This is a genomic window from Hymenobacter sp. UYAg731 (assembly GCF_054061335.1).
On the sequence record NZ_JBSSEC010000002.1, the window covers coordinates 370,853 to 389,826 of the forward strand.

Genomic DNA, 18,974 nt, shown 5'->3' on the forward strand with positions numbered 1-18,974 from the left:
TGCACTGAATTAGGAACGTCATGCTCATCTGGCGTCCGCGCAGCCGAAGCATCTCGCGTGCCATCCCTAATATCTTTTCTACGATTGGATTACCTACTGCACGCGAGATGCTTCGGCTGCGCGGACGCCAGATGAGCATGACGTGCTGGCCTCGCCCGACCGAGTGCCAACATAACCCGAACGCCCCAAAACCGGTTTACTCAGCTTCGTATCTCCCCTAGCATTTATTCATGGCTACTCTATTTGAACCTCTCGCTCTCCGTAGCGTCATCCTGAAAAACCGCATTGTAGTATCGCCCATGTGCCAGTACAGCGCCGAAGACGGCTTTGCCAATGACTGGCACCTCGTGCATCTGGGCAGCCGGGCCGTGGGCGGGGCCAGCCTCATTATACAAGAAGCCACGGCCGTATCGCCCGAGGGCCGCATCAGTCCCGAAGACCTCGGCATCTGGAAAGATGAGCAGGTGCCCATGCTCCAGCGTATCAACGCCTTCATCAGGGCGCAGGGCAGCGTGCCCGGCGTGCAGCTGGCCCATGCCGGCCGCAAGGCCAGCACCTACCGCCCGTGGTCGGGCGGAGGCGTGGTGGCCGAAAGCGACGGCGGCTGGCCGGTATTTGGCCCCAGCGACACCGCATTCAACGACAACTATCCGGTGCCGATGGCCCTGGACGCGGCCGGCATCAATAAGGTTGTTACCGATTTCCGCGCCGCCGCTCAGCGGGCGCTGGCAGCGGGCTTTAAAGTCATTGAGCTGCACGCGGCCCACGGCTACCTGCTGCACGAGTTTCTGTCGCCGCTGAGCAACCAGCGCACCGATGCGTACGGTGGCAGTTTCGAAAACCGCATCCGGCTGCTGCTGGAGGTGGTAGCCGCCACCCGCGAGGTGTGGCCCGACGACCTGCCGCTCATCGTGCGCCTCTCCGCAACGGACTGGACCGAGGGCGGCTGGAACGCCGACGAATCGGTGCAGCTCTCGGCCATGCTCAAAACGCGCGGCGTGGACCTGATTGACTGCTCCACGGGCGGCAACGTGCCCAAGGCGCCCATTCCGGTGGGTCCCGGCTATCAGGTGCAGTTTGCCGAGCGCATCAAGGAAGAAACCGGGATACTGACCGGCGCGGTGGGCCTCATCACCACCCCGGCCGAAGCCGAAGCCATCGTGGCCAGCGGCCAGGCCGACCTCGTGCTGCTGGCGCGGGAGTTTCTGCGTGAGCCGTATTTCCCGCTCTTCGCGGCGCAGGATTTGGGCGTGGAGGTGCAGTGGCCGGCGCAGTATGAGCGCGCCAAGCCACGCGTGACTTTGGCGGCCGGGCAGCGGTAGCGATGTAGCGCGGACTTTGTAGTCCGCGTCCCCGCGCCGTTCGGGTTTCCGTCGGGGACGCGGACTACAAAGTCCGCGCTACAACCCATTTCGCCGTTACCAGAAGTTGGCCCAGGTGGCGGGTGGTGTGCTCGGCCGCATGCACCAGCAGGCCGATGTGCGTGGACGGCAATTGCGCCCGGCCCACGCCGCGCACTTCCGGTAGCGTGGTTTCGTCTGTGGCTCGAAGCTGCGCCAACGCATTATCAACCTGACTATTGAAACGCTGCACCAGCTTTTGCAGTGTTTCATCTTCAATAGATAGCGGCGGATTCTCAGCCGCCAAGGTGGCTAATTGATTCCCTGAAAGCGCCTCGGCGCGGGCGTAGGTCAAGGTGCGGTCGAGCACGCCGGCCAGGTGCTGGAGGTGGAATCCCACGGAAGCCACGCCGCCAGGCCGCTCGTTGAGCAGCGCGGGCGGGAAATACTGCATTGCGGCGGTCAGCTCTTCACGGGCTTGCAGTAAGGCGTGGGCCACGGGCTGAAGCAGCGGCGGCACGGCGGGCAGGGGGCCGCGCAGCCAGACTTCGCGGGTTTCGGGCAGCGGGGCGGATGGGAACGTTGGGCTACTCATTGGTTGTACCGTATTCGGAGCGGCTGCTTAGGCCGTACTTTTGCGATTATGTCAGGTATTAACGATGCGCTGCGCGCTGCGGCCGACCAGTTCGGCACCCCCCTTTACGTGTATAATGCGGCCACTATCACGGGCCAATACAAGAAACTGGTGAAGGCCTTTGCGGGTCATAAAACCCGGTTTTTCTACGCTTGCAAGGCGCTGAGCAACGTGGCCATTCTGCGCCACATTCACAGCCTGGGTTCGGGGCTTGATTGCGTGAGCATCAACGAAGTACGCCTGGGACTGCACGTAGGCTTCGCGCCGGAGAACATTCTGTTTACGCCCAACAGCGTGACGTTTGAGGAACTGGTGGAAGCCAAGGATTTGGGCGTGAATCTGAACATCGACAACATCTCGCTGCTGGAGCGGTTCGGGGCTACGTTTGGCGGCTCCTACCCGGTATGCGTACGCCTGAATCCCCACATTGAGGCGGGCGGCAACTACAAGATTCAAACCGGCCACATCGACTCCAAGTTTGGCATCAGCATCCACCAGATGCGCCATTTGGAGCGCGTGGTGAAGGGCACCGGCCTGCACGTGCGCGGCCTGCACATGCACACGGGCTCCGAAATCAAGGACGTGGGCGTATTCCTGCGCTCGCTCGAAATTTTGTTCGACGCCGCCGGCCGTTTCCCCGACCTCGACTTTCTGGACCTGGGCTCGGGCTTCAAAGTGCCCTACAAGCCCGGCGACCCCGAAACCGACGTAGCCTCGCTGGGCAAGCAGGTGGCTGAGGCGTTCAAAACCTTCGAGAAAGAATACGGCCGGCCGCTGGAATGCTGGTTTGAGCCCGGCAAGTACCTGGTGAGCGAATCCGGCTACCTACTGGTGAGCGTGGCCGTGGTAAAACAAACCACCGCCACGGTGTTTGCGGGCGTGAACTCGGGCTTCAACCACCTCATTCGGCCCATGTTCTACGACAGCTACCACCACATCAGCAACCTGACCAACCCCAAGGGCACGGGGCGGATTTACACCGTGGTGGGCAATATCTGCGAGACGGACACCTTCGCCTGGGACCGGCTGCTGCCCGAAATCCACGAAAACGACCTGCTGGCCTTCCACAACGCCGGGGCCTACGGCTTCGAGATGAGCAGCAGCTTCAACTCGCGCACTCGCCCCGCCGAAGTGCTCCTGACCGAGGCCGGTGAGCCGCGCCTCATCCGCAAGCGCCAGACGTTTGAGGACCTGCTGGCCGGGCAGGTGGACGTGGTGGCCGAAGCGTCGGCCCAGCCGGTTCCGGCCACCTAGCCGGGTCAGGCCCGCAGGATACCGGGCTAAAAATTCAAGACGCGCTATTTAACTATATTCGTATCGCCTTCCCGATTGCCACTGGCAGTTGGGGAGGCCGGTCCGATGGTTCACTAGCGGTTTTTTCGGCTATGACTTCTGCTGTCATCACGGTGCGCGCTGCTTTGCGGCGGTCACGCAGGGGTTTGGTGGCGCGCCTGTTGCAGCTGCTGCTGGCCCTTTGCATCGCGGGCATTTGCTACCAGCTGGCCCCGCCCGATTTCCTGTTCATTACCCGCTTTTTGGTAGGCTGGGACGGCTTCGTACTGAGCACGCTGCTTATCAGCTGGATAACCATCTTTCAGGCCCATTTCGCCGACATGCGAAGCGTGGTGAGGTCGCTGCACCCCAACCGCACCTGGCCCATTCTACTGGTGGCCATATTTTTGGGCACCACCGTCAGCATTGTGGCGGTGCTGCTGCTGTTGCGTGGCATCCAGCAAATGACCCTGGAGGAGCGCATCGAGCACATCCTGGTATCGGTGGTGGCAATAGTGAGTACCTGGTGCCTGATGCACACGCTGTTTGCGCTGCATTATGCCCACACCTATTTTAGCCTGCTGCCCGAGGCGAAGGAGAATGCCTGGCATTCCGGATTGGTGTTCGCGGGCGCGCCTCCTACTTCGTATTGGGACTTTGTCTACTTCGCCTTCGTGATTGGGATGACCACCCAAACCTCCGACGTGACCGTTACCTCGCTGCGCATGCGACGGTTAGTGCTGTTTCGCAGCATGCTGTCCTTCGCCTTCAACACCACCATTCTGGCCCTGAGCATCAACATTATCTCGGGCCTGCTGTGAGGCAATGGGTGCCTAGCGACTGCCCAGCAGCCAGTCCACGGCCATTTCCTCGGCCTCGAAGGTGCGGTAGGTGTGCGCCTGGTGGCGCGAGGCCATTATGAACTGGTTCATGGCTAAGCGGGCAAATACGTCGTGGGCCACCAGAATAGCGCCAAAACGGTAGCCGTTTTCCTGCACGGCGCGGGGCAGCCATTCGGTGGTCATCCAGTCCTGCTCGCTGGCGCTGAACGGGGCCATGTTGCGCTGGTCGACCATTATTTTGCTCCACTGCCGCCGGCTCAGGGCGTGGGCGGTGTGCGTGAGCAAAGCCCGGAACTGCACCATCTCCCGCAAGCCGGAACGGTATTCCAACCGGAGGTAGCCGTCGGGCTCCTCCCAGATGCGGCCAACGCTGTTTTCGAAATAAAGGGAACGGGCGATTTTCGGCATCAGCTAACTACAAACAAGACAACGGCCTCCCGCTTCGGCAATGGGTTCGAAACCCCGGTGCGTAGCATGTTGCACGCCACAACAGGCATCCCCCGGTCGAGGTTATGGGTCGGGTGTTTTTTTACGGTTAGCCGTTCCAGTTCCCGAACGCGCCGCGCTGGTAGTCGCGGTAGGCCTGCTGAATCTCGGCCTCCGTGTTCATCACGAATGGCCCCGCCGATACCACGGGCTCGCCAAACGGCTGGGCGTGGCCCAGCAGCAGCACACTCACCTCGTGGGCGGCAATGGTCAGCTCGTCGCCGTCGTGGTTGAATTCGACCAGTTCCAGGGCCTTGGTTTCGGTGTCGTTCACGCGCAGGGTGCCGCGCACGGTGTAGAAGAAGATGCTGCGCGCCGCCGCAATGGGCAGCGTGATGCGGCTGCCGGCCGGCAGCTCCAGCCAGGCCAACGCCACGTCGGCCAGCGGCGTTATGGCCCCGGCGGTGCCCGCCCATTCGCCCGAAACGGCGTGAATAACCACACCATCGGCCACCGTAACGGTGGGGATTTCGTCTTTTTGCAGGCCGATGTAGCGCGGGGCCGTCATCTTATCTTTCGCCGGCAGGTTCACCCACAGTTGCAGGATTTCGAGCGGGCCGCCGTGGGCTTTGAAGTTATCGGAGGAAACTTCGGCGTGAATCAGGCCGCTGCCGGCCGTCATCCACTGAATGCCGCCGGCTTCAATCACGCTCTCGTGGCCGCTGCTGTCCTTGTGCAGGATGTCGCCTTCGAGAATAAACGTCACCGTCTCGAAGCCACGGTGCGGGTGCGGGCCGAAGGGCAGGCCCCGATTATTGGCCCGGTATACCTGCGGACCGTGGTGGTTCAGAAACAGAAACGGGTCAATGTACTCGACCGAATTTGTGGGCAGGGCACGGTAAGTGGTGAGGTCGGCAATGGGCGCATTCACGGCGCGGTGCTGCTGCTTGATGGTACGCATGGCTGGCGGCAAGTTATGTCTATGGGATATCGAAATACGGCCGTCATGCAGAGCGCAGCGAAGCATCTTTACCGCAGCAGTAATTCGAATCACTGCTGCGGTAAAGATGCTTCGCTGCGCTCTGCATGACGTTCTGCTAAAGCCGTTGACCGGCTTAAAGTTTACGCTTCCTCCGTCGGAGCCTCGCCCCGGAAGGCATCTTTCTTGGCCACGGCGGGCAGTTTCACCGGCTTATTCTCCTTTGCCGACTGGTAGATGGCTTCCATTATGCGCTGGTCCTGCAAGCCTTCCTCGCCGGGCGTGTAGGGCGTTTTGTTCTGGCGCACGCACTCGGCCATGTGGTCCATTTCGAGGGCGAAATGGTCTTTCTGCGGGTCGGTGGGCGTTTCCTTCATCTGCTTACCGCCGGGCGCGTGAATGCGCTCCTGGTGCAGGCCGTGGTACGGAAACGCCGGGTCCATTTTGATGCTGCCCGTTTCGGCATACACCGTGTAGCTCTTGTTGTTGAAGGACCCGTAGCCCGTCATGCACTGCGAAATCACGCCGCTCGGGAAGCGCAGCGTAAAGCTCACGTTCTCTTCAATTTCCTTGAATCGGTCGTCGCCCGGCGTGCTGTAAATCTGGGCCGAAACTTCGGTCGGCTCCTCGCCCAGCAGGAAGCGCGTGGTGTTGAGGCAGTACAGGCCCACATCGGGCAGCGAGCCGCCGCCGGCCAACGCCCTCTTGTGCCGCCACTGCTGGTCGTGGGCCTGGTTCTGGGTGTTCATCATCTGAATCATCTTGGTGGTGCCGTAGGTCTTGTCACGCACCAGCTTCATGGCCGCGCGGTTCAGCGGCTCGTACTGAATGCGGTAGGCAATCATGAGCTTTTTGCCCGCCTTTTTGCAGGCCTCAATCATTTCCTCGCACTCTTTCACAGAGTTAGCCATCGGCTTTTCGCAAAGAATGTGCTTGCCGGCCTTCGCCCCGCGTAGCGTGAATTCGTGGTGCATAGAATTAGGCAGCACGATGTAAATCACCTCTACTTCGGGGTTGTCCTTGATTTTGTCGTAGGTCTCGTACGAGTAGCAGCTGCTGGCCTTGATGCCGTACTGCTTGGCCACTTTGGCCATTTTGTCGGCGTCGCCGCTCACCAGGGCCACCGGCCGGGCGTGCTTGCTCTTGCCAAAGGCAGGCAGAATCTCATTGAGCGTGAGGTGGCCCAGGCCCACCAGGGCGTAGCCCACGCGGCGGTCGGGCGCGTCGGGGTTGAACGGGTCAGCCCCCTTGGGGTCGGTGGGCGCTTCGAGGGGCGGCAGCTTGATGTCGAGCGGGCCAGTGGCGGGAGGCGCGGTGGCCTCGGCGGCTTTGTGGGCTTCGGCGGCGGCGATGGGCAGGGCGCTGGCCACGCTCACAGCCAGCAAACCGCGCCCGGCGTGGTTGATGAATTGGCGGCGCGACTCGTCGTGCTGAGAATCAACAGTGGCAAGAACTTCGAGAGAAACGGGAGCGGCGGTGTTTTCCTGGAACATGGTTTTTGATGGCGAAAGGCGAGGATTTGGTAGCAATAGCCTTGCTTACGTGCCTGGCCCGGCCCAGAGTTGCCGCGTGCCGCCGTGTGGTTGAGCTTATTGACCCGGTTCCGCGCTGCCAATTTCATCCACCGAAACCCTAGTATATTTATAGCCCCGCATTGGGTTTTCATAATTTTCAACTTGCTGATGAAGGTATTTACCCGCTCGTTTTTTCCCGTAGTTATTGCGCTGGCCGCCGGCAGCCTGGCCCCGGCCCTGGCGCAAGCCCAGACGGTCACGCCCATTGGCACCATTCAGGGCACCGGGGCGCTGGCCACGGCGGGCACCTACACCATCGAGGGCGTGGTGACGGGCGTATATGCTGACCTGAGTCCGGCCGGCTTCTACATCCAGAACGACGCCGCCAGTGCCGATGGCAACCCCACCACTTCCGATGCTCTGTTTGTGGTGCAAACCAGCCCCACCGTGGCCGTGGGCAGCCGCCTGCGCATCACCGGCGCGGTGCAGGAGATTGCCAGCACGCCGTCGTTCAACCAGGCCGTGCTGACTTCGCCCACCATCACGGTGCTGGCGGCCAGCGGCCCCCAGCCGGCTTTCAGCGTCATCGACAACACCACGTTTTCGATGGCCGATGCCGAGCAGTTTGAAGGGATGCGAGTGCAGTTTTCGGCTCCGGTCACGGTGTCGGACGTGGCCACGCTGAAATCGCGCGGCGAGCTGAATATTTCCCTGCGCGGCCTTGTGTACCAGCCCACGCAGTTCGTGGACCCCAACGACAACCCCGCCAGCGGCACCAGCAGCAGCGGTACCACCAACGTGGCCGCCGTGACGGCCTACCAGGCCGATAACGTGAACAAAAGCCTGCTCCTGGATGATGGCCGCGCCGCCACCAATCCCACGCCCATCCCCTACCTCGACGCCGCCACCCAAACCGTGCGGGTGGGCAGCACCGTGACCAGCCTGCGCGGCATCCTGGGCTACGGCAACAGCAAATGGCGCATCCAGCCCCTGGCCGGGGCCGACGCGCCAGCGGTGGTTTCGGTGCGCCCGCCGGTACCCACCTTCGGGCCGATTGACGTGAAAATCGCCAGCATGAATGTACTCAACTTCTTCAACGGCAACGGCCTGGGCGCGGGTTTCCCCACCTCACGCGGTGCCCTCACCTTTGATGATTTCCAGCGCCAGCGCAGCAAAATCCTCGCCGCCATCTCCCAGATGAACGCCGACGTGGTGGGCCTGATGGAGGTGGAGAACGACGGCACCGGGGCCAACTCGGCCGTGCAGGACCTGGTGAACGGCCTGAACCAGCTCATGGGCGCGGGCACCTACGCTTTCGTGAACGACGGCGGCGCGAATTCCCAACCGAACGACACCGACCTGATTCACTGCTGCATTCTTTACAAGCCGGCGGCCGTGACGCCCTACGGCCCGGCCCTGCTGGCCACCGTGACCGGCATTTTTGAGCGCCCGCCGCTGGCCCAGGTGTTCATCACTAACCGCGCCACGGCGGCCCGCGACACGTTCGCGCTCATTGTTAACCACCTCAAGTCGAAGGCCAGCGGCACCGGGGCCAACGCCGACCAGGGCGACGGCCAAGGCGCGTCCAACCTGCGCCGCAAGGGCCAGGCCACGGGCCTGGTGCAGTTTATCAACACGGTGGTACGGCCCGCCGGCACGCGCTACGTGGTGAGCGTGGGCGACTACAACGCCAACTACGAGGAAGACCCGATGGACATCATGCGGGCGGCCGGCTTCGTGCTGGGCAGCCCGGCCAGCAGCGCTTCCTACCTGTTTAGCGGCCTGAGCGGCAGCCTTGACCACGCCGTGCTCAGCGGCAACCTGGTGGGCCACGCGGCCGTGGAAAAGTGGCACATCAATGCCTCTGAGCCCGAGTTCCTGGAGTACGACATCGCCGGCGCGGCCACTGACATCACCAGCCCCTTCCGCTCCTCCGACCACGACCCAATACTCATCGGGCTGAATTTCCGCACCACTGTCACGGCCACCGGCCGGGCCATTACGTCCGGCCAAATCAACGTTTTCCCGAACCCCGCGCCCGGCGCGTTCAACCTCCGCATCAGCGGCTTCGCGGCCCAGCCGATGACGCTGGAAGTGGTATCGGCCCTCGGCCAGCGCCTGCTCATGCTGCACGGCACGGCCGAGGAATTACAGGCCGAAATTGGCCCGCGCACGGCGCGGCTGGTGGCCGGCACCTACGTACTGCGCCTGAGCGGCACCGGTTTCAGCCAGGTGCAGCGGGTGGTGAAGCTGTAGCTTTGTCTGAGCGAAATGACTCGCTCAAATGATAATAGAAGAACGTCATGCTGAACGAAGCGAAGCATCTTTACCGCAATACTAAAATCAATTAGTTGCGTGGTAAAGATGCTTCGCTTCGTTCAGCATGACGTTCTTGTTATTCATAAAAATTCCGTTCCGATGGCCATTAAGCCCCGCCGCAAACCCGCCGTCCTGCGCAAGCCCACCCATTTCCCGGAGGACAACCTGGCCGAGCGCTGGGATGCCCGCCACCTGCTGGGCCACACCGAATTCGACGAGTTCCGCTTCGTGAACTGCGATTTCAGCGGGGCCGATTTGAGCCGGCTGCGCTTCACCGACTGCCTGTTTGAGCACTGCAACTTGACCACGGCCAAGCTGGCGGGCACGGCCCTGCAAAACGTGGCCTTCGCCGATTGCAAGCTACTGGGCCTGCAATTCACGTCCTGCCGCGACATGCTCTTTGGGGTGCATTTCGACCAGTGCCAGCTGCGCTACGCCTCGTTTGCGGGGCGCGTGATGCCGGGCACCCGCTTCGTGGGCTGCACGATGGAAGAAGCTGATTTTGCCGATGCCGACCTATCGGCGGCGGTGTTTCAGGACTGCGCGCTGACCGGGGCCGTGTTCCAGAACACGCGGCTGGCGGAGGCTGATTTTCGTAGCGCCACCGGCTTCGTTATCGACCCCGAGCGCAACGTTATCACCGGGGCGCACTTCACGCTCAATGGCCTGCTGGGTGTGGTGGCCAAGTATAATCTGGTGGTGGAGTAACTCAGGCCAGAAGCCGGCACGAAATCTATAATAGGCCCTTTTTCGTTGAAAAACCGGCCCTTTCCGCTGGCTGAACTTCCGGTTTCGATTTCGGCTAGTAGATTGCGTTAGAATTCCCATCTATGCCCGAAAGCTGCCACTCAACGAACAGGTGGCTTCCTCCTTTCGGTTAATTGTCAGCACCCCGCGCCGCGTTACGGTTGGGCCATCGGGTCCTCATTTCCGGCCGGGTCAGAACCCTTTGCCGCCGGCCACGCCGCCAGCGCGGGGATATTTTCTCATTTCGCTACAACGACCAGATGGCCAATCGCCGCGCTTCCATTACCGACCTGGCTAAAACGCTGGGCCTCTCACCTTCCACCATTTCCCGCGCCCTCAGCGACCACGACGACGTGAGCGAGGCCACCAAGGCCCGCGTGCGCCAACTGGCCGAGGAGCTGCACTACCAGCCCAACCAGCTGGCCGCCGCCCTGCGCCGGGGCCGCAGCAACACGCTGGGCGTGCTGGTGCCGCACATCACGGGCCACTTTTTCCCGCTGGTAGTCAACGGCATCGCCACTGAAGCCGCCAAGCTGGGCTTCAACGTAATGATTTGCCAGTCGAACGAAGACGCCCGGCAGGAACAGAAAAACATCGACCTGCTGATGAATTCGCAGGTCGAAGGCATCCTGGTTTCGCTGGCCAACACCACGCAGAGCTTTGAGCATTTTGAGGCCGTGCGCCAGCAGAATATTCCGCTGGTGTTTTTCGACCGCATGGTGGAGGACTTCCAGGGCAGCAACATAAGTGCGGTGGTCATTGACGACTACCAAGGCGCGTACCAAGTGGTGACGCACCTTATTGAGCAGGGCTGCACGCGCATCGCGCACTTCACCGGCCCGCTGCACCTGAGCATCCACAAAAACCGCCACCAGGGCTACCGCGACGCCCTCACCGCACACGGCCTGCCCGTGGATGAGGCCCTGATTGCCTGCTTCGACATGAACCAGAAGAACGGAGCCCAAGCCATGCGCCAGCTCCTGAAGCTGCCCCAGCGCCCGGACGCCGTGTTTTCGAGCAACGACCTGGCGGCCGTAGGGGCCCTGCAAGTGGTGAAAGCCCAGCGCCTGCGCGTGCCCGAGGACGTGGCCATCGTGGGCTTCAGCAACGAGATGTTCACCTCCCTCACCGAGCCCATGCTCAGCAGCGTGGACCAGCGCTGCGAGCAAATGGGTAAAACGGCGGTGCAGCTGCTGCAAAAGATGCTGAAAAGCGGCCCCAACCGCGTGGGTCCGCCCAAACCCATTGTGCTCAAGCCCAAGCTGCTGGTGCGCGAGTCGTCGCAGCGGCGGCGGTAGGTGTAGCGTGGACTCTGCGAGTCCGCGTCTTGCCGCGCAGCGGCGAATGGGCACACGCCTGACGTTTAAACGGTACCCCAACGATTATTCGCCGCTGCGCGGCGAGACGCGGACTCGCAGAGTCCACGCTACACCTTTGCAGGCCCAATGCCGTAGGAAGTCATTTGTGTTGCTTCGCTGTTATCAATGGCGAAATCCTCCTGCTTTTTGATGTCTGATTCCGTCGCTACACCACCTGCTCCCCCCGCCAAAGTCACGCTCTGGACCCCGTTTATGTACGCCCTGTTCCGGGCCATCTGGATTGCGGGGCTGGTTTCGAACGTGGGTACTTGGATGCAGAACGTGGCCGGCGTGTGGTTCGTGACCATGCTCACCTCCTCGGCCCTGTTGGTGTCCCTGATGCAGACCGCGACCTCGCTGCCAGCCTTTTTGCTGAGCATGCCGGCCGGCGTAATGGCCGACTTGGTGGACCGCCGCCGGCTGCTGCTGCTCACGCAGGGCTTCATGGCGGTGGTGGCTACGGGGCTGGGCGTGCTGACGTTGAACAACGGTATTTCGGCCTACGGGGTGCTGGGATTCACGTTTTTGCTGGGCATGGGTGCGGCGCTCAATGCCCCCATCTGGCAGGCCATTGCCACGGAGCTGGTGCCGCGTCCGTCGCTGCCCTCGGCCATTACGCTGAACGGGGTGAGCAACAACATTGCGCGGGCCATCGGGCCGGCCATTGGCGGGGCCATCATTGCGTATTACTCGTCGGGCTGGGTGTTTCTGCTGAATGGAATATCGTTTCTGGGCACTTGGGCAGTCATTTATTTCTGGAAGCGCCAGCCCACGGTGACCAGCGGGCCATCCGAAAATTTCATTGGGGCACTGCGGGCGGGGATGCGCTACGTGCAGTACTCGCCGGCTATTTATGGGGTGTTGGCGCGCACGTTCGCATTTGCGTTTGGAGCGGCGGCCATGTGGGGGCTGGTGTCGGTGGTGGTGGCGCGGCGGCTGCACCTGAGTTCGGGGCACTACGGCGTGATGCTGTCGTGGCTGGGCGCGGGGGCCATCACGGGCGCGCTGCTAATGAACCGGGCGGGCTCGCGGCTGAACCTCAACCAACGGGTGCTGATGGGCGTGCTGGTCTTCGTGGGCACCAACGTGGCGCTGGCGCTGGTCAACCAGATTTACATTTTGTACGCGGTGATGTTCGTGTCGGGCATTGCCTGGCTGCTGGTGATGACCAGCTTCAGCACCACCGTGCAGCTAAGCGTGCCGCGCTGGGTGCAGGCCCGTGTCATCAGCGTGTACATGCTGGTATTTCAGGCCGGATTATCGGTGGGCAGCCTGGTGTGGGGCGAGCTAGCCGACCACCTTTCGCTGGAAATCTCGCTGCTGGCCGCCGCTGGCTGGATGCTGGCCAGCACCCTGCTGGCCCTGCCCTTCCCCATGCGCTCGGCCGAAGGCCTGAACCTGGACCCGGCCGATGACCGGCCGCACACCGTCGGCGACGCGGTTATTGACCCCGACGACGGCCCCGTGCTCGTCACCATCGAGTACCACGTTGAGCCGGCCAATTGGGCCGCCTTTCACCTGGCGGCCGAGCAGCTCAAGCGGCTGCGGCTGCGGGACGGGGCTTTGCGGGCCGGCGTATTTGCCGATGTGAACCATCCCACCCGTATTTCCGAGTTTTTCTACCTGGCCACCTGGGGCGAGCACCAGCGCCAGCACCACCGCTTCACCCGCGAAGACCAGGTGGTGGAAGCCGCCGTGCGCCGCCTCCATTCCGGCCCCGACGCGCCCCGCGTGACGCACCTGCTGGCCTTCCCCAACACCTCGAACGTGGAAGAAGCCACGCCCATCGCCACCCTCGAAAGCCAGCGCTAAGCAATAGCGCGACTAAGGCAGTTTACTTTCGTGCTAGGCGGTGGTGCTCTTCCAGCCAGGCATTGGCCGCGCCTTCGTCGATGAAGCGGGCGTATTGAAATAAGTCGGTGGCATTGGGCGAGCTGATGGGCAAGTCCGGCTCCTCTTGCAACTCGCGCAGGTGGTTGGGCAGCACTAGGAAGGCAATGCACAGTCGGCCGCCCATTTCGCGCTGCACTTTGGGCAGAAAGGTCGTCACCACCCATTCGGGGCCGTTTCGGCGGCGGTCAATGCGGCGGCGGGCGTCCATCAGCCAGTGCGAGCAGTTGTGCTCCAGCGCCGCCAGGCGCATGGTTTCGTAGCCCTCGTGCAGTTGGGCATCGGTGATGGAGCACAGCCAGCGGCCAATCAGCAGGCAGGAGTCCGGCCGATAGGTAACGTGTAAAAAGGCAGTCGAGGCTAATTCCTGATGCATAACTGGCGGAATAAGAGGCCGCCAAAGCTACACAAATTAGCGGGGCATTTGCATGGGTGCAGCGTCTCTGGGAGGCTGGCGGAGCAACAAGCGCCCATTGTGACAAGGGCTTGGCTGGATAGCTCCTAAATCAACTCTTCCCACCGCGGCGCTACGCCGGATTACGCTCCCACAGTTGCTTCAGAAATTCCTGCTCGGCCAGCCACTGGCCCTGCCGCCCCAGCAGCCACTGCTCGGATTTTTCGTCCTGCGGCGCTACCAACACGTGGCCCAGCGGCTTGAGGCGGCCGGCGGCAAAAGCCAGGCAGGCCCGAAAGTCCTCGGGCTCCAGTGCCGGATGAGCGGCCTGAATTTCGTCAGTAGTCAGCCCGGAGGCCAGCCATTCAAGCACTTGCCACACGGGGTAGCGTAGCCCACGCACGGTGGGCTGCCCCTCACAAATAGCCGGATGAATGGTGATACGGGGCATGGCCGGGAAATTCATGCCTCCAAACTACGCAAAGCCCCTGATGCGTGCAAATCCCACCGCATTACAGCAGCTGCTCCAGGTCGCCGAGGCGATTGATGCGCAGCGGCGCTTCGGCCTCGCTGAGCCGGCCGAAGCCGTAGGTGGCGAAGATGAACGGCACGCCGGCGGCCGCGCTAGCGGCCTGGTCGCCGGGCGTATCGCCCACGTACACGGGCGCTTGCAAGTCATATTCGGCCATGATTTCGCGGATGTTTTCCGATTTCGGCAGCAGCTTGGTACCGAAGCACTGGTGGCCTTCAAAAAAGCGCTCCAGCCCACTGTGCTTAAAAAACCCTTCCACGTAGCCCCGCTGGCAGTTACTCACGATGAACAGCCGGTAGCCCTGATTCAGCAGGTAGCGTAGGGTGATTTCGAGGCCGGGATAAAGCGTGCCACCGTGCTCCACGACGGCGGCCAGCTCCTGCTGGGCGCAGAGGGCGCGGTATTCGTCGAGCTTTTCGGCGGGCAGGTTGGGAAACAGGCGCTCGTAAACCACGGTGTAGGGCTGGCCGGTCACGGCCTGCACTTGGGCCAGGGTCACGTCGTTTTCGATGTAATCGACGCTGCTTTTGGCAGCCTGGAAGGCTTTAGTGATGGCCACCGAGGCATCCCACAGGGTACCGTCGAGGTCAAAAATTACGCTGTCGAAATGGTCGGACATTGGGCAGAAAGAAGGGAACAGGGTTCTTATTCGTACAAATCCTGCGGGTCGGCGGCGGCCAGCTCTACCAGGAATTGGGCAATGTTGGTGGTCACGGCTTCGAGGAAAGCCGCGCCTTTTTCGGCGGTGGCGGCGGCGGGGTTGCCCACCCCGGTATCGGCCGAAACCTGGCTCCACTCGCGCTGCGCCCAGGCCCAGCCCTGGCGCAGCGCCGCGATGCGGAACTGCTTGGCCGCGCCATCGCCGGCTTCGCTCAGGGGGCTCACCAAATCGGGCGCAATTTGCATCATTACGCTGGTTTCCAGTTCATCGGCATGGTCGCCGGGAGCCGCAAAATACTGGTTGCGGTCGGCGGCCTTGAACCAGTTGAGGGTGCTGAGGAATACGTTCGGAAAATCGGCTTGCAGCTCTCGCAAAATCTGGCGGAAGTCGTTGCCGCCGTGGCCGTTCAGAATCACCAGCTTCGGGATGCCCTGCCGGGCCAGCGTATGCACGATATCGCCCAAAATGGCCAGCTGCGTGCTGGGATTCAGGTTCATATCCAAGGTGATGTCGAGCTGGCCGGTATTTACTCCGAACGGGATGCACGGCAGCACCACCACTTTGGCGCCCTGGTCCCAGGCCTTGCGGGCGGCCTCGGCGGCCACGTAGTCCGCCTGAATGTTATCGGTGGCATAGGGCAGGTGGTAATTATGCGCCTCGGTGGCACCCCAGGGCAATATTACTACTTCATAATTAGCTTCCTGAACGGTTTTCCAGGTAGTCTCAGCGAGGATGTAGGGACGCGGGGCCATGACGGGAATGGGGAAATAAGTTGATAAGGAAACTCAAGCCGCACCGGGCCGCTCCAGCAGCACGATGGGTTGGTCGTGGTAGGTGGCGCGGGCATATTCGCGGTAGCCAAATTTGGCTGCCAGGCGCAAAGAAGGCTCATTATCAGGATGAATAATGCACACGGTCCGCACCGGCCCAAAATGGCTTTCGCCCCAGGCCAGCACGGCGGCCACGGCCTCCGAGGCGTAGCCCCGGCCGTGGATGGCGGGGTCCATCACCCAGCCGATTTCCGGAGCATCGCCCAGCGGCGGCTCGATGGCGCGTTTCAAATGCAGAAAGCCGACGGCCCCCACAAACCGGCCACTCTCCTTTTCTTCGACGGCCCAGAAGCCGTAACCCGTTATCAGCCAGTGGCCAGCGCTGCGGAGCACCAGTTTCCAGACTTCTTCGGCGGGCATGGGTTCGGGAGTGAAATAACGGTGGTAAGCAAGCTGCCGGCTCATGGCAAACCAAGCATCGAAATCATCGGCGCGGAAGCCGCGCAGGCGCAGGCGGCTGGTATCCAGCACGGGCACCACCGAGGGGGGTGTATGGGGGAAAGACATGGCGGCAACTTACGGCCGGCCCGCCAGATTACTGACTTTCAACAAGCAAAAGGCTCCCTTACCAATCGGCACAGAAGCCTTTTAAGCATTATAAACAGCGGGTTATGCTACCACGAGCCACTGTTGTCGCTGCCGCTATCAAAGCCCCCGCCACCGGTGTCATTGGACGACGTATCGTCGTAAGACGAGTTGTTGTCGTCCGACGAGAATAAGTCGTTCGAGTTATCGGGGGCAGTATTGGCGTCGGAGAAATAATCGGGGGCCGAATTATCAGCCGTGCCGCCGTCGCGGCCGGAGAAGTAGTCGCTGGCCGCGCCCGTGCCAGCCGCCCCGGCCGCCCCCGCGCCGGTATTGAAGTTGCTGTTATTGTTGTCGTTCGACAAGTTCTGGCCCGAAGTATCATGGCCCGAAGCCATGCGGTTGCCAAGGTAGGCACCAGCGGCGGCAGCGGCGCCGGTAGCCAGCATGCCGCCCATGCCCATGCCTCCGCCCGAATTGGGTGCCTGGCCGTAGTTGCCGGGATTCTGAGCCTGGCCGTAGCCGCTGGTGGGACCGCCGGGCCGGTTGGGCAGGAAATCAGGCGTACCATTCGGGTTACCAACAGCACCAGTATTGGCTGCGCTCCGGCTTTTGAACATGCGGATTACAAACCACAGAATGCCGCCAATCACCAGCGCGCCGATGAGCAGCGTGCCCATGCCCAGACCGGAAGAGGCGGGCTCCGCCGTTGGCACGGGGTTGACCGGCTCAGAAGTGGTGGCAGGGTATTGATTATCCTGCGACAGGTTGGTGGAAGGGTTTTCAGTAGCCATGTTACTGCCCGCCGCGCTCGCCGCAGTAGCAGCCGCTTGGTCCTTATTGGGGGCCGAACTGGGGTTGGCCGTCACCATGAGTGTGTTCAGACCCGTGCGCAGGCCGGCGAAATAGTTTCCCTGCTTGAAGCTGGGCGTCATTTCGTTGATGACGTGGCTGGTCACTTCCGGCGTGATGACGCTTTGCAGGCCGCTGCCGGGCTGGATGGTAACTTTGTGCTCCTTGGCACTCAGCAGCACCACGATGCCGTTGTTTTTATCGCGCTGGCCCACGCCCCAGGCGGTGCCGAGGACGCGGCCATAGTCGGCCACGTCGCGGCCGCCCAGGGTGGGCACGGTCACTACTACTACCTGGATACCGGTGTTGTCGGCGTAGCGACGCAGGCCGCTGTCCAGCTTCTTGGCATCGGCGGGCTGCATGAGTTGGGCCTCGTCGTTCACGAACTTGAACGGCGTGGGCCGGGGTGGCATGGCATCGGTCTGGGCCAGCGCAGGTTGCGCCAGCCCAGCCGAGACAAGTAAGAAGGCAAAAAACAGGAGACGGGACATAGCTCAGCGAGTTGAAGTGAAGAAGGAAACTGCGTTTGCGAACCTTATACGACTTCTGCCGCCAATTAGCTGCCTACGAGGCCACCCGGACTTTCAGCACCAGCTTCTTGTCCTTGTCGAAGCCGTCGGCTTTGATGTTGGGCCGATGCACATCCTGCGGAAAAAAGATATAAATGATGCCCGGCTTGGCTTCGTACAGCTTGCCCTCGGCGCTGTAGTTGGCCACGTCGCGGGTTTCGTCGTAGGGCTTGATAACGGTGGCTCTGTCCATGGGCACTACCCCAATTTTCTCGGCTCCCTGCACCACGTACTGCATGTCGATATACTTGCGGTGCGATTCCCAGTTGGTTTTATCAAAGTCCTTGGTGGGGTTGTCGGTCACGGCGGCGAAGACGTTTTCGCCATCTACCGGGTACTTACCGGGCGTGAGCTGGTCGAGGTTCGTATCGCGGAAATAAGCGAATGCCTTGTCCCAAGTCGCCTGGTTAGCGGTGTACTGCTTGGCAAATTCGAGCTTGTCGACGGACTCGGCCACGTTCAGCTTCAGGCCCTTGGCCCATTCGCGCTTCTTAAACCACTTTTCGGCTTTTTTCTTGGTCCATACATCGGCAACGGGCGCGGTCTGGGCGCGGGCACCGAAGCCCAGCGCGGCCACGCCCAACATCAGCAGGGCAGTTTTCAGCAGGGGATTTTTCATTATTGATAAGGGGAGGAAGCGAAGATTTGGGAGCGGAAAGATAACCGCCCATTGGCAGTTTCCGTGCCAGCTACGCCGCCTGGGCCACGGGCTCCACGGCGCGCTCGAAGCGCGGGCGGCCATCGGCACTGCTACCGGCGGCCACGAAACCGTTGTGCAGGAGCACCTGCCGGGCAGCGACATCATCGGCGGGCGGGTGGGCAATGAGTTGGCGCACCAGGCCGGTATCGGCGGCTTGTTGCACCAGGCCGGCCACCAGCTCGGTGCCGAGGCCCTGGCCGCGCCAGTCGGCCGCGATGGAATAGGTGATTTCGGCGGTGCCGTCGGCATCAGGCCGGCCCAGGAAGCCGCCCGCGCCTACCAAGGTGCGGGGCGCGGTATCGTCAGCTTTGCGCAGGGCGTACCAGCTGGACCAGCCGGCGGCGTCGCGGCCGCCGGCCGTGAGCTGCTCCAGCACCCGCTCCTGGGTGGGGCGGTCGTGCTGGGCGGGGGGCCAGTCGGTGGGCAGCGCCGCGCCGAGCAGCACGGGAAAATACTGGGGCTTGTGGAGCTCAGCCGTGAGCAGCGCGCGGCTGGCGGCGAGAATCTGGAGGTGCGGAGTCTGGGTGATGAGCGGAATCATAGGCTGCCTTATACGGCGCGAATGGCCGGTGGGCGGAGTGGCCGGGCCA

19 protein-coding genes are annotated in these 18,974 nt (G+C 62.2%); 7 read left to right on the forward strand and 12 right to left on the reverse strand.

Translation table 11 applies throughout. From position 1 onward, the window contains the following. Positions 1-230: 230 nt before the first annotated feature. The gene (locus tag ACVWYF_RS06040; RefSeq protein ID WP_457065649.1) at positions 231-1,322 is read left to right on the forward strand and encodes an NADH:flavin oxidoreductase/NADH oxidase; all 1,092 of its coding nucleotides are present in this window, start codon (positions 231-233) and stop codon (positions 1,320-1,322) included. Positions 1,323-1,386: 64 nt separating this feature from the next. On the opposite strand, the gene ACVWYF_RS06045 is transcribed toward ACVWYF_RS06040, so the two are convergent. Next, entirely contained in the window at positions 1,387-1,935 is a 549-nt protein-coding gene (locus ACVWYF_RS06045; protein WP_457065651.1) for a DinB family protein, read from the reverse strand. A gap of 48 nt (positions 1,936-1,983) precedes the next feature. Here ACVWYF_RS06045 and lysA point away from each other — a divergent pair, with 48 nt between their 5' ends. Then, on the forward strand, positions 1,984-3,228 hold the full coding sequence (gene lysA, locus ACVWYF_RS06050; protein WP_457065653.1) for a diaminopimelate decarboxylase: 1,245 nt from the start codon (positions 1,984-1,986) through the stop codon (positions 3,226-3,228). Between the two features lie 131 nt (positions 3,229-3,359). After that, positions 3,360-4,067 (forward strand): DUF1345 domain-containing protein, encoded by a 708-nt coding sequence (locus ACVWYF_RS06055; RefSeq protein WP_457065655.1) that lies wholly within the window; start codon positions 3,360-3,362, stop codon positions 4,065-4,067. 12 nt (positions 4,068-4,079) lie between these two features. On the opposite strand, the gene ACVWYF_RS06060 is transcribed toward ACVWYF_RS06055, so the two are convergent. The 3 genes from ACVWYF_RS06060 to ACVWYF_RS06070 form a co-directional block, all read right to left on the reverse strand. Further along, positions 4,080-4,496: a hypothetical protein gene (locus tag ACVWYF_RS06060; RefSeq protein WP_457065657.1), complete on the reverse strand. Its 417-nt coding sequence runs from the start codon at positions 4,494-4,496 to the stop codon at positions 4,080-4,082. A gap of 127 nt (positions 4,497-4,623) precedes the next feature. Further along, positions 4,624-5,475 (reverse strand): pirin family protein, encoded by an 852-nt coding sequence (locus tag ACVWYF_RS06065; RefSeq protein ID WP_457065659.1) that lies wholly within the window; start codon positions 5,473-5,475, stop codon positions 4,624-4,626. A gap of 161 nt (positions 5,476-5,636) precedes the next feature. Then, positions 5,637-6,986, reverse strand: a complete 1,350-nt coding sequence (locus ACVWYF_RS06070) for a Gfo/Idh/MocA family protein (protein ID WP_457065661.1) — start codon at positions 6,984-6,986, stop codon at positions 5,637-5,639. A gap of 189 nt (positions 6,987-7,175) precedes the next feature. On the opposite strand from ACVWYF_RS06070, the gene ACVWYF_RS06075 reads away from it, so the two are divergent. From ACVWYF_RS06075 to ACVWYF_RS06090, 4 genes are all read left to right on the forward strand, one after another. Then, entirely contained in the window at positions 7,176-9,263 is a 2,088-nt protein-coding gene (locus ACVWYF_RS06075) for an ExeM/NucH family extracellular endonuclease (protein WP_457065663.1), read from the forward strand. A gap of 162 nt (positions 9,264-9,425) precedes the next feature. Further along, positions 9,426-10,034, forward strand: coding sequence for a pentapeptide repeat-containing protein (locus ACVWYF_RS06080; protein WP_457065666.1), 609 nt, complete (start codon positions 9,426-9,428; stop codon positions 10,032-10,034). A gap of 299 nt (positions 10,035-10,333) precedes the next feature. Further along, positions 10,334-11,371 (forward strand): LacI family DNA-binding transcriptional regulator, encoded by a 1,038-nt coding sequence (locus tag ACVWYF_RS06085; RefSeq protein WP_457065668.1) that lies wholly within the window; start codon positions 10,334-10,336, stop codon positions 11,369-11,371. Between the two features lie 210 nt (positions 11,372-11,581). Beyond that, positions 11,582-13,243, forward strand: coding sequence for an MFS transporter (locus tag ACVWYF_RS06090; protein ID WP_457065670.1), 1,662 nt, complete (start codon positions 11,582-11,584; stop codon positions 13,241-13,243). A gap of 22 nt (positions 13,244-13,265) precedes the next feature. On the opposite strand, the gene ACVWYF_RS06095 is transcribed toward ACVWYF_RS06090, so the two are convergent. The 8 genes from ACVWYF_RS06095 to ACVWYF_RS06130 form a co-directional block, all read right to left on the reverse strand. Further along, complete coding sequence (locus tag ACVWYF_RS06095; RefSeq protein WP_457065672.1) at positions 13,266-13,697, reverse strand: hypothetical protein; 432 nt, start codon at positions 13,695-13,697, stop codon at positions 13,266-13,268. Positions 13,698-13,848: 151 nt separating this feature from the next. Next, a complete protein-coding gene (locus ACVWYF_RS06100; protein ID WP_457065674.1) occupies positions 13,849-14,166 on the reverse strand; it encodes a DUF433 domain-containing protein in 318 nt (105 codons plus the stop codon). A 61-nt stretch (positions 14,167-14,227) separates the two neighbouring features. Then, the gene (locus ACVWYF_RS06105) at positions 14,228-14,866 is read right to left on the reverse strand and encodes an HAD family hydrolase (protein WP_457065676.1); all 639 of its coding nucleotides are present in this window, start codon (positions 14,864-14,866) and stop codon (positions 14,228-14,230) included. A gap of 26 nt (positions 14,867-14,892) precedes the next feature. Next, positions 14,893-15,660, reverse strand: coding sequence for a creatininase family protein (locus ACVWYF_RS06110; protein WP_457065678.1), 768 nt, complete (start codon positions 15,658-15,660; stop codon positions 14,893-14,895). A gap of 33 nt (positions 15,661-15,693) precedes the next feature. Beyond that, on the reverse strand, positions 15,694-16,245 hold the full coding sequence (locus tag ACVWYF_RS06115; RefSeq protein WP_457065680.1) for a GNAT family N-acetyltransferase: 552 nt from the start codon (positions 16,243-16,245) through the stop codon (positions 15,694-15,696). Between the two features lie 107 nt (positions 16,246-16,352). Beyond that, the gene (locus ACVWYF_RS06120) at positions 16,353-17,606 is read right to left on the reverse strand and encodes a TPM domain-containing protein (RefSeq protein ID WP_457065682.1); all 1,254 of its coding nucleotides are present in this window, start codon (positions 17,604-17,606) and stop codon (positions 16,353-16,355) included. Positions 17,607-17,679: 73 nt separating this feature from the next. Then, a complete protein-coding gene (locus ACVWYF_RS06125; RefSeq protein ID WP_457065684.1) occupies positions 17,680-18,303 on the reverse strand; it encodes a YhcH/YjgK/YiaL family protein in 624 nt (207 codons plus the stop codon). 70 nt (positions 18,304-18,373) lie between these two features. Beyond that, a complete protein-coding gene (locus ACVWYF_RS06130) occupies positions 18,374-18,925 on the reverse strand; it encodes a GNAT family N-acetyltransferase (protein WP_457065687.1) in 552 nt (183 codons plus the stop codon). Positions 18,926-18,974: the final 49 nt, after the last annotated feature.

Bases quoted from the DNA above. Each gene is read 5' to 3' on its own strand.
- ACVWYF_RS06130 (WP_457065687.1), bottom strand. From the start codon at position 18,925: ATGATTCCGCTCATCACCCAGACTCCGCACCTCCAGATTCTCGCCGCC.
- ACVWYF_RS06115 (WP_457065680.1), bottom strand. From the start codon at position 16,245: ATGTCTTTCCCCCATACACCCCCCTCGGTGGTGCCCGTGCTGGATACC.
- ACVWYF_RS06095 (WP_457065672.1), bottom strand. From the start codon at position 13,697: ATGCATCAGGAATTAGCCTCGACTGCCTTTTTACACGTTACCTATCGG.
- ACVWYF_RS06075 (WP_457065663.1), top strand. From the start codon at position 7,176: ATGAAGGTATTTACCCGCTCGTTTTTTCCCGTAGTTATTGCGCTGGCC.
- ACVWYF_RS06105 (WP_457065676.1), bottom strand. From the start codon at position 14,866: ATGTCCGACCATTTCGACAGCGTAATTTTTGACCTCGACGGTACCCTG.
- ACVWYF_RS06080 (WP_457065666.1), top strand. From the start codon at position 9,426: ATGGCCATTAAGCCCCGCCGCAAACCCGCCGTCCTGCGCAAGCCCACC.
- ACVWYF_RS06100 (WP_457065674.1), bottom strand. From the start codon at position 14,166: ATGCCCCGTATCACCATTCATCCGGCTATTTGTGAGGGGCAGCCCACC.
- ACVWYF_RS06120 (WP_457065682.1), bottom strand. From the start codon at position 17,606: ATGTCCCGTCTCCTGTTTTTTGCCTTCTTACTTGTCTCGGCTGGGCTG.
- lysA (WP_457065653.1), top strand. From the start codon at position 1,984: ATGTCAGGTATTAACGATGCGCTGCGCGCTGCGGCCGACCAGTTCGGC.
- ACVWYF_RS06055 (WP_457065655.1), top strand. From the start codon at position 3,360: ATGACTTCTGCTGTCATCACGGTGCGCGCTGCTTTGCGGCGGTCACGC.
- ACVWYF_RS06070 (WP_457065661.1), bottom strand. From the start codon at position 6,986: ATGTTCCAGGAAAACACCGCCGCTCCCGTTTCTCTCGAAGTTCTTGCC.
- ACVWYF_RS06110 (WP_457065678.1), bottom strand. From the start codon at position 15,660: ATGGCCCCGCGTCCCTACATCCTCGCTGAGACTACCTGGAAAACCGTT.
- ACVWYF_RS06065 (WP_457065659.1), bottom strand. From the start codon at position 5,475: ATGCGTACCATCAAGCAGCAGCACCGCGCCGTGAATGCGCCCATTGCC.
- ACVWYF_RS06045 (WP_457065651.1), bottom strand. From the start codon at position 1,935: ATGAGTAGCCCAACGTTCCCATCCGCCCCGCTGCCCGAAACCCGCGAA.
- ACVWYF_RS06085 (WP_457065668.1), top strand. From the start codon at position 10,334: ATGGCCAATCGCCGCGCTTCCATTACCGACCTGGCTAAAACGCTGGGC.
- ACVWYF_RS06125 (WP_457065684.1), bottom strand. From the start codon at position 18,303: ATGAAAAATCCCCTGCTGAAAACTGCCCTGCTGATGTTGGGCGTGGCC.
- ACVWYF_RS06060 (WP_457065657.1), bottom strand. From the start codon at position 4,496: ATGCCGAAAATCGCCCGTTCCCTTTATTTCGAAAACAGCGTTGGCCGC.
- ACVWYF_RS06090 (WP_457065670.1), top strand. From the start codon at position 11,582: ATGTCTGATTCCGTCGCTACACCACCTGCTCCCCCCGCCAAAGTCACG.
- ACVWYF_RS06040 (WP_457065649.1), top strand. From the start codon at position 231: ATGGCTACTCTATTTGAACCTCTCGCTCTCCGTAGCGTCATCCTGAAA.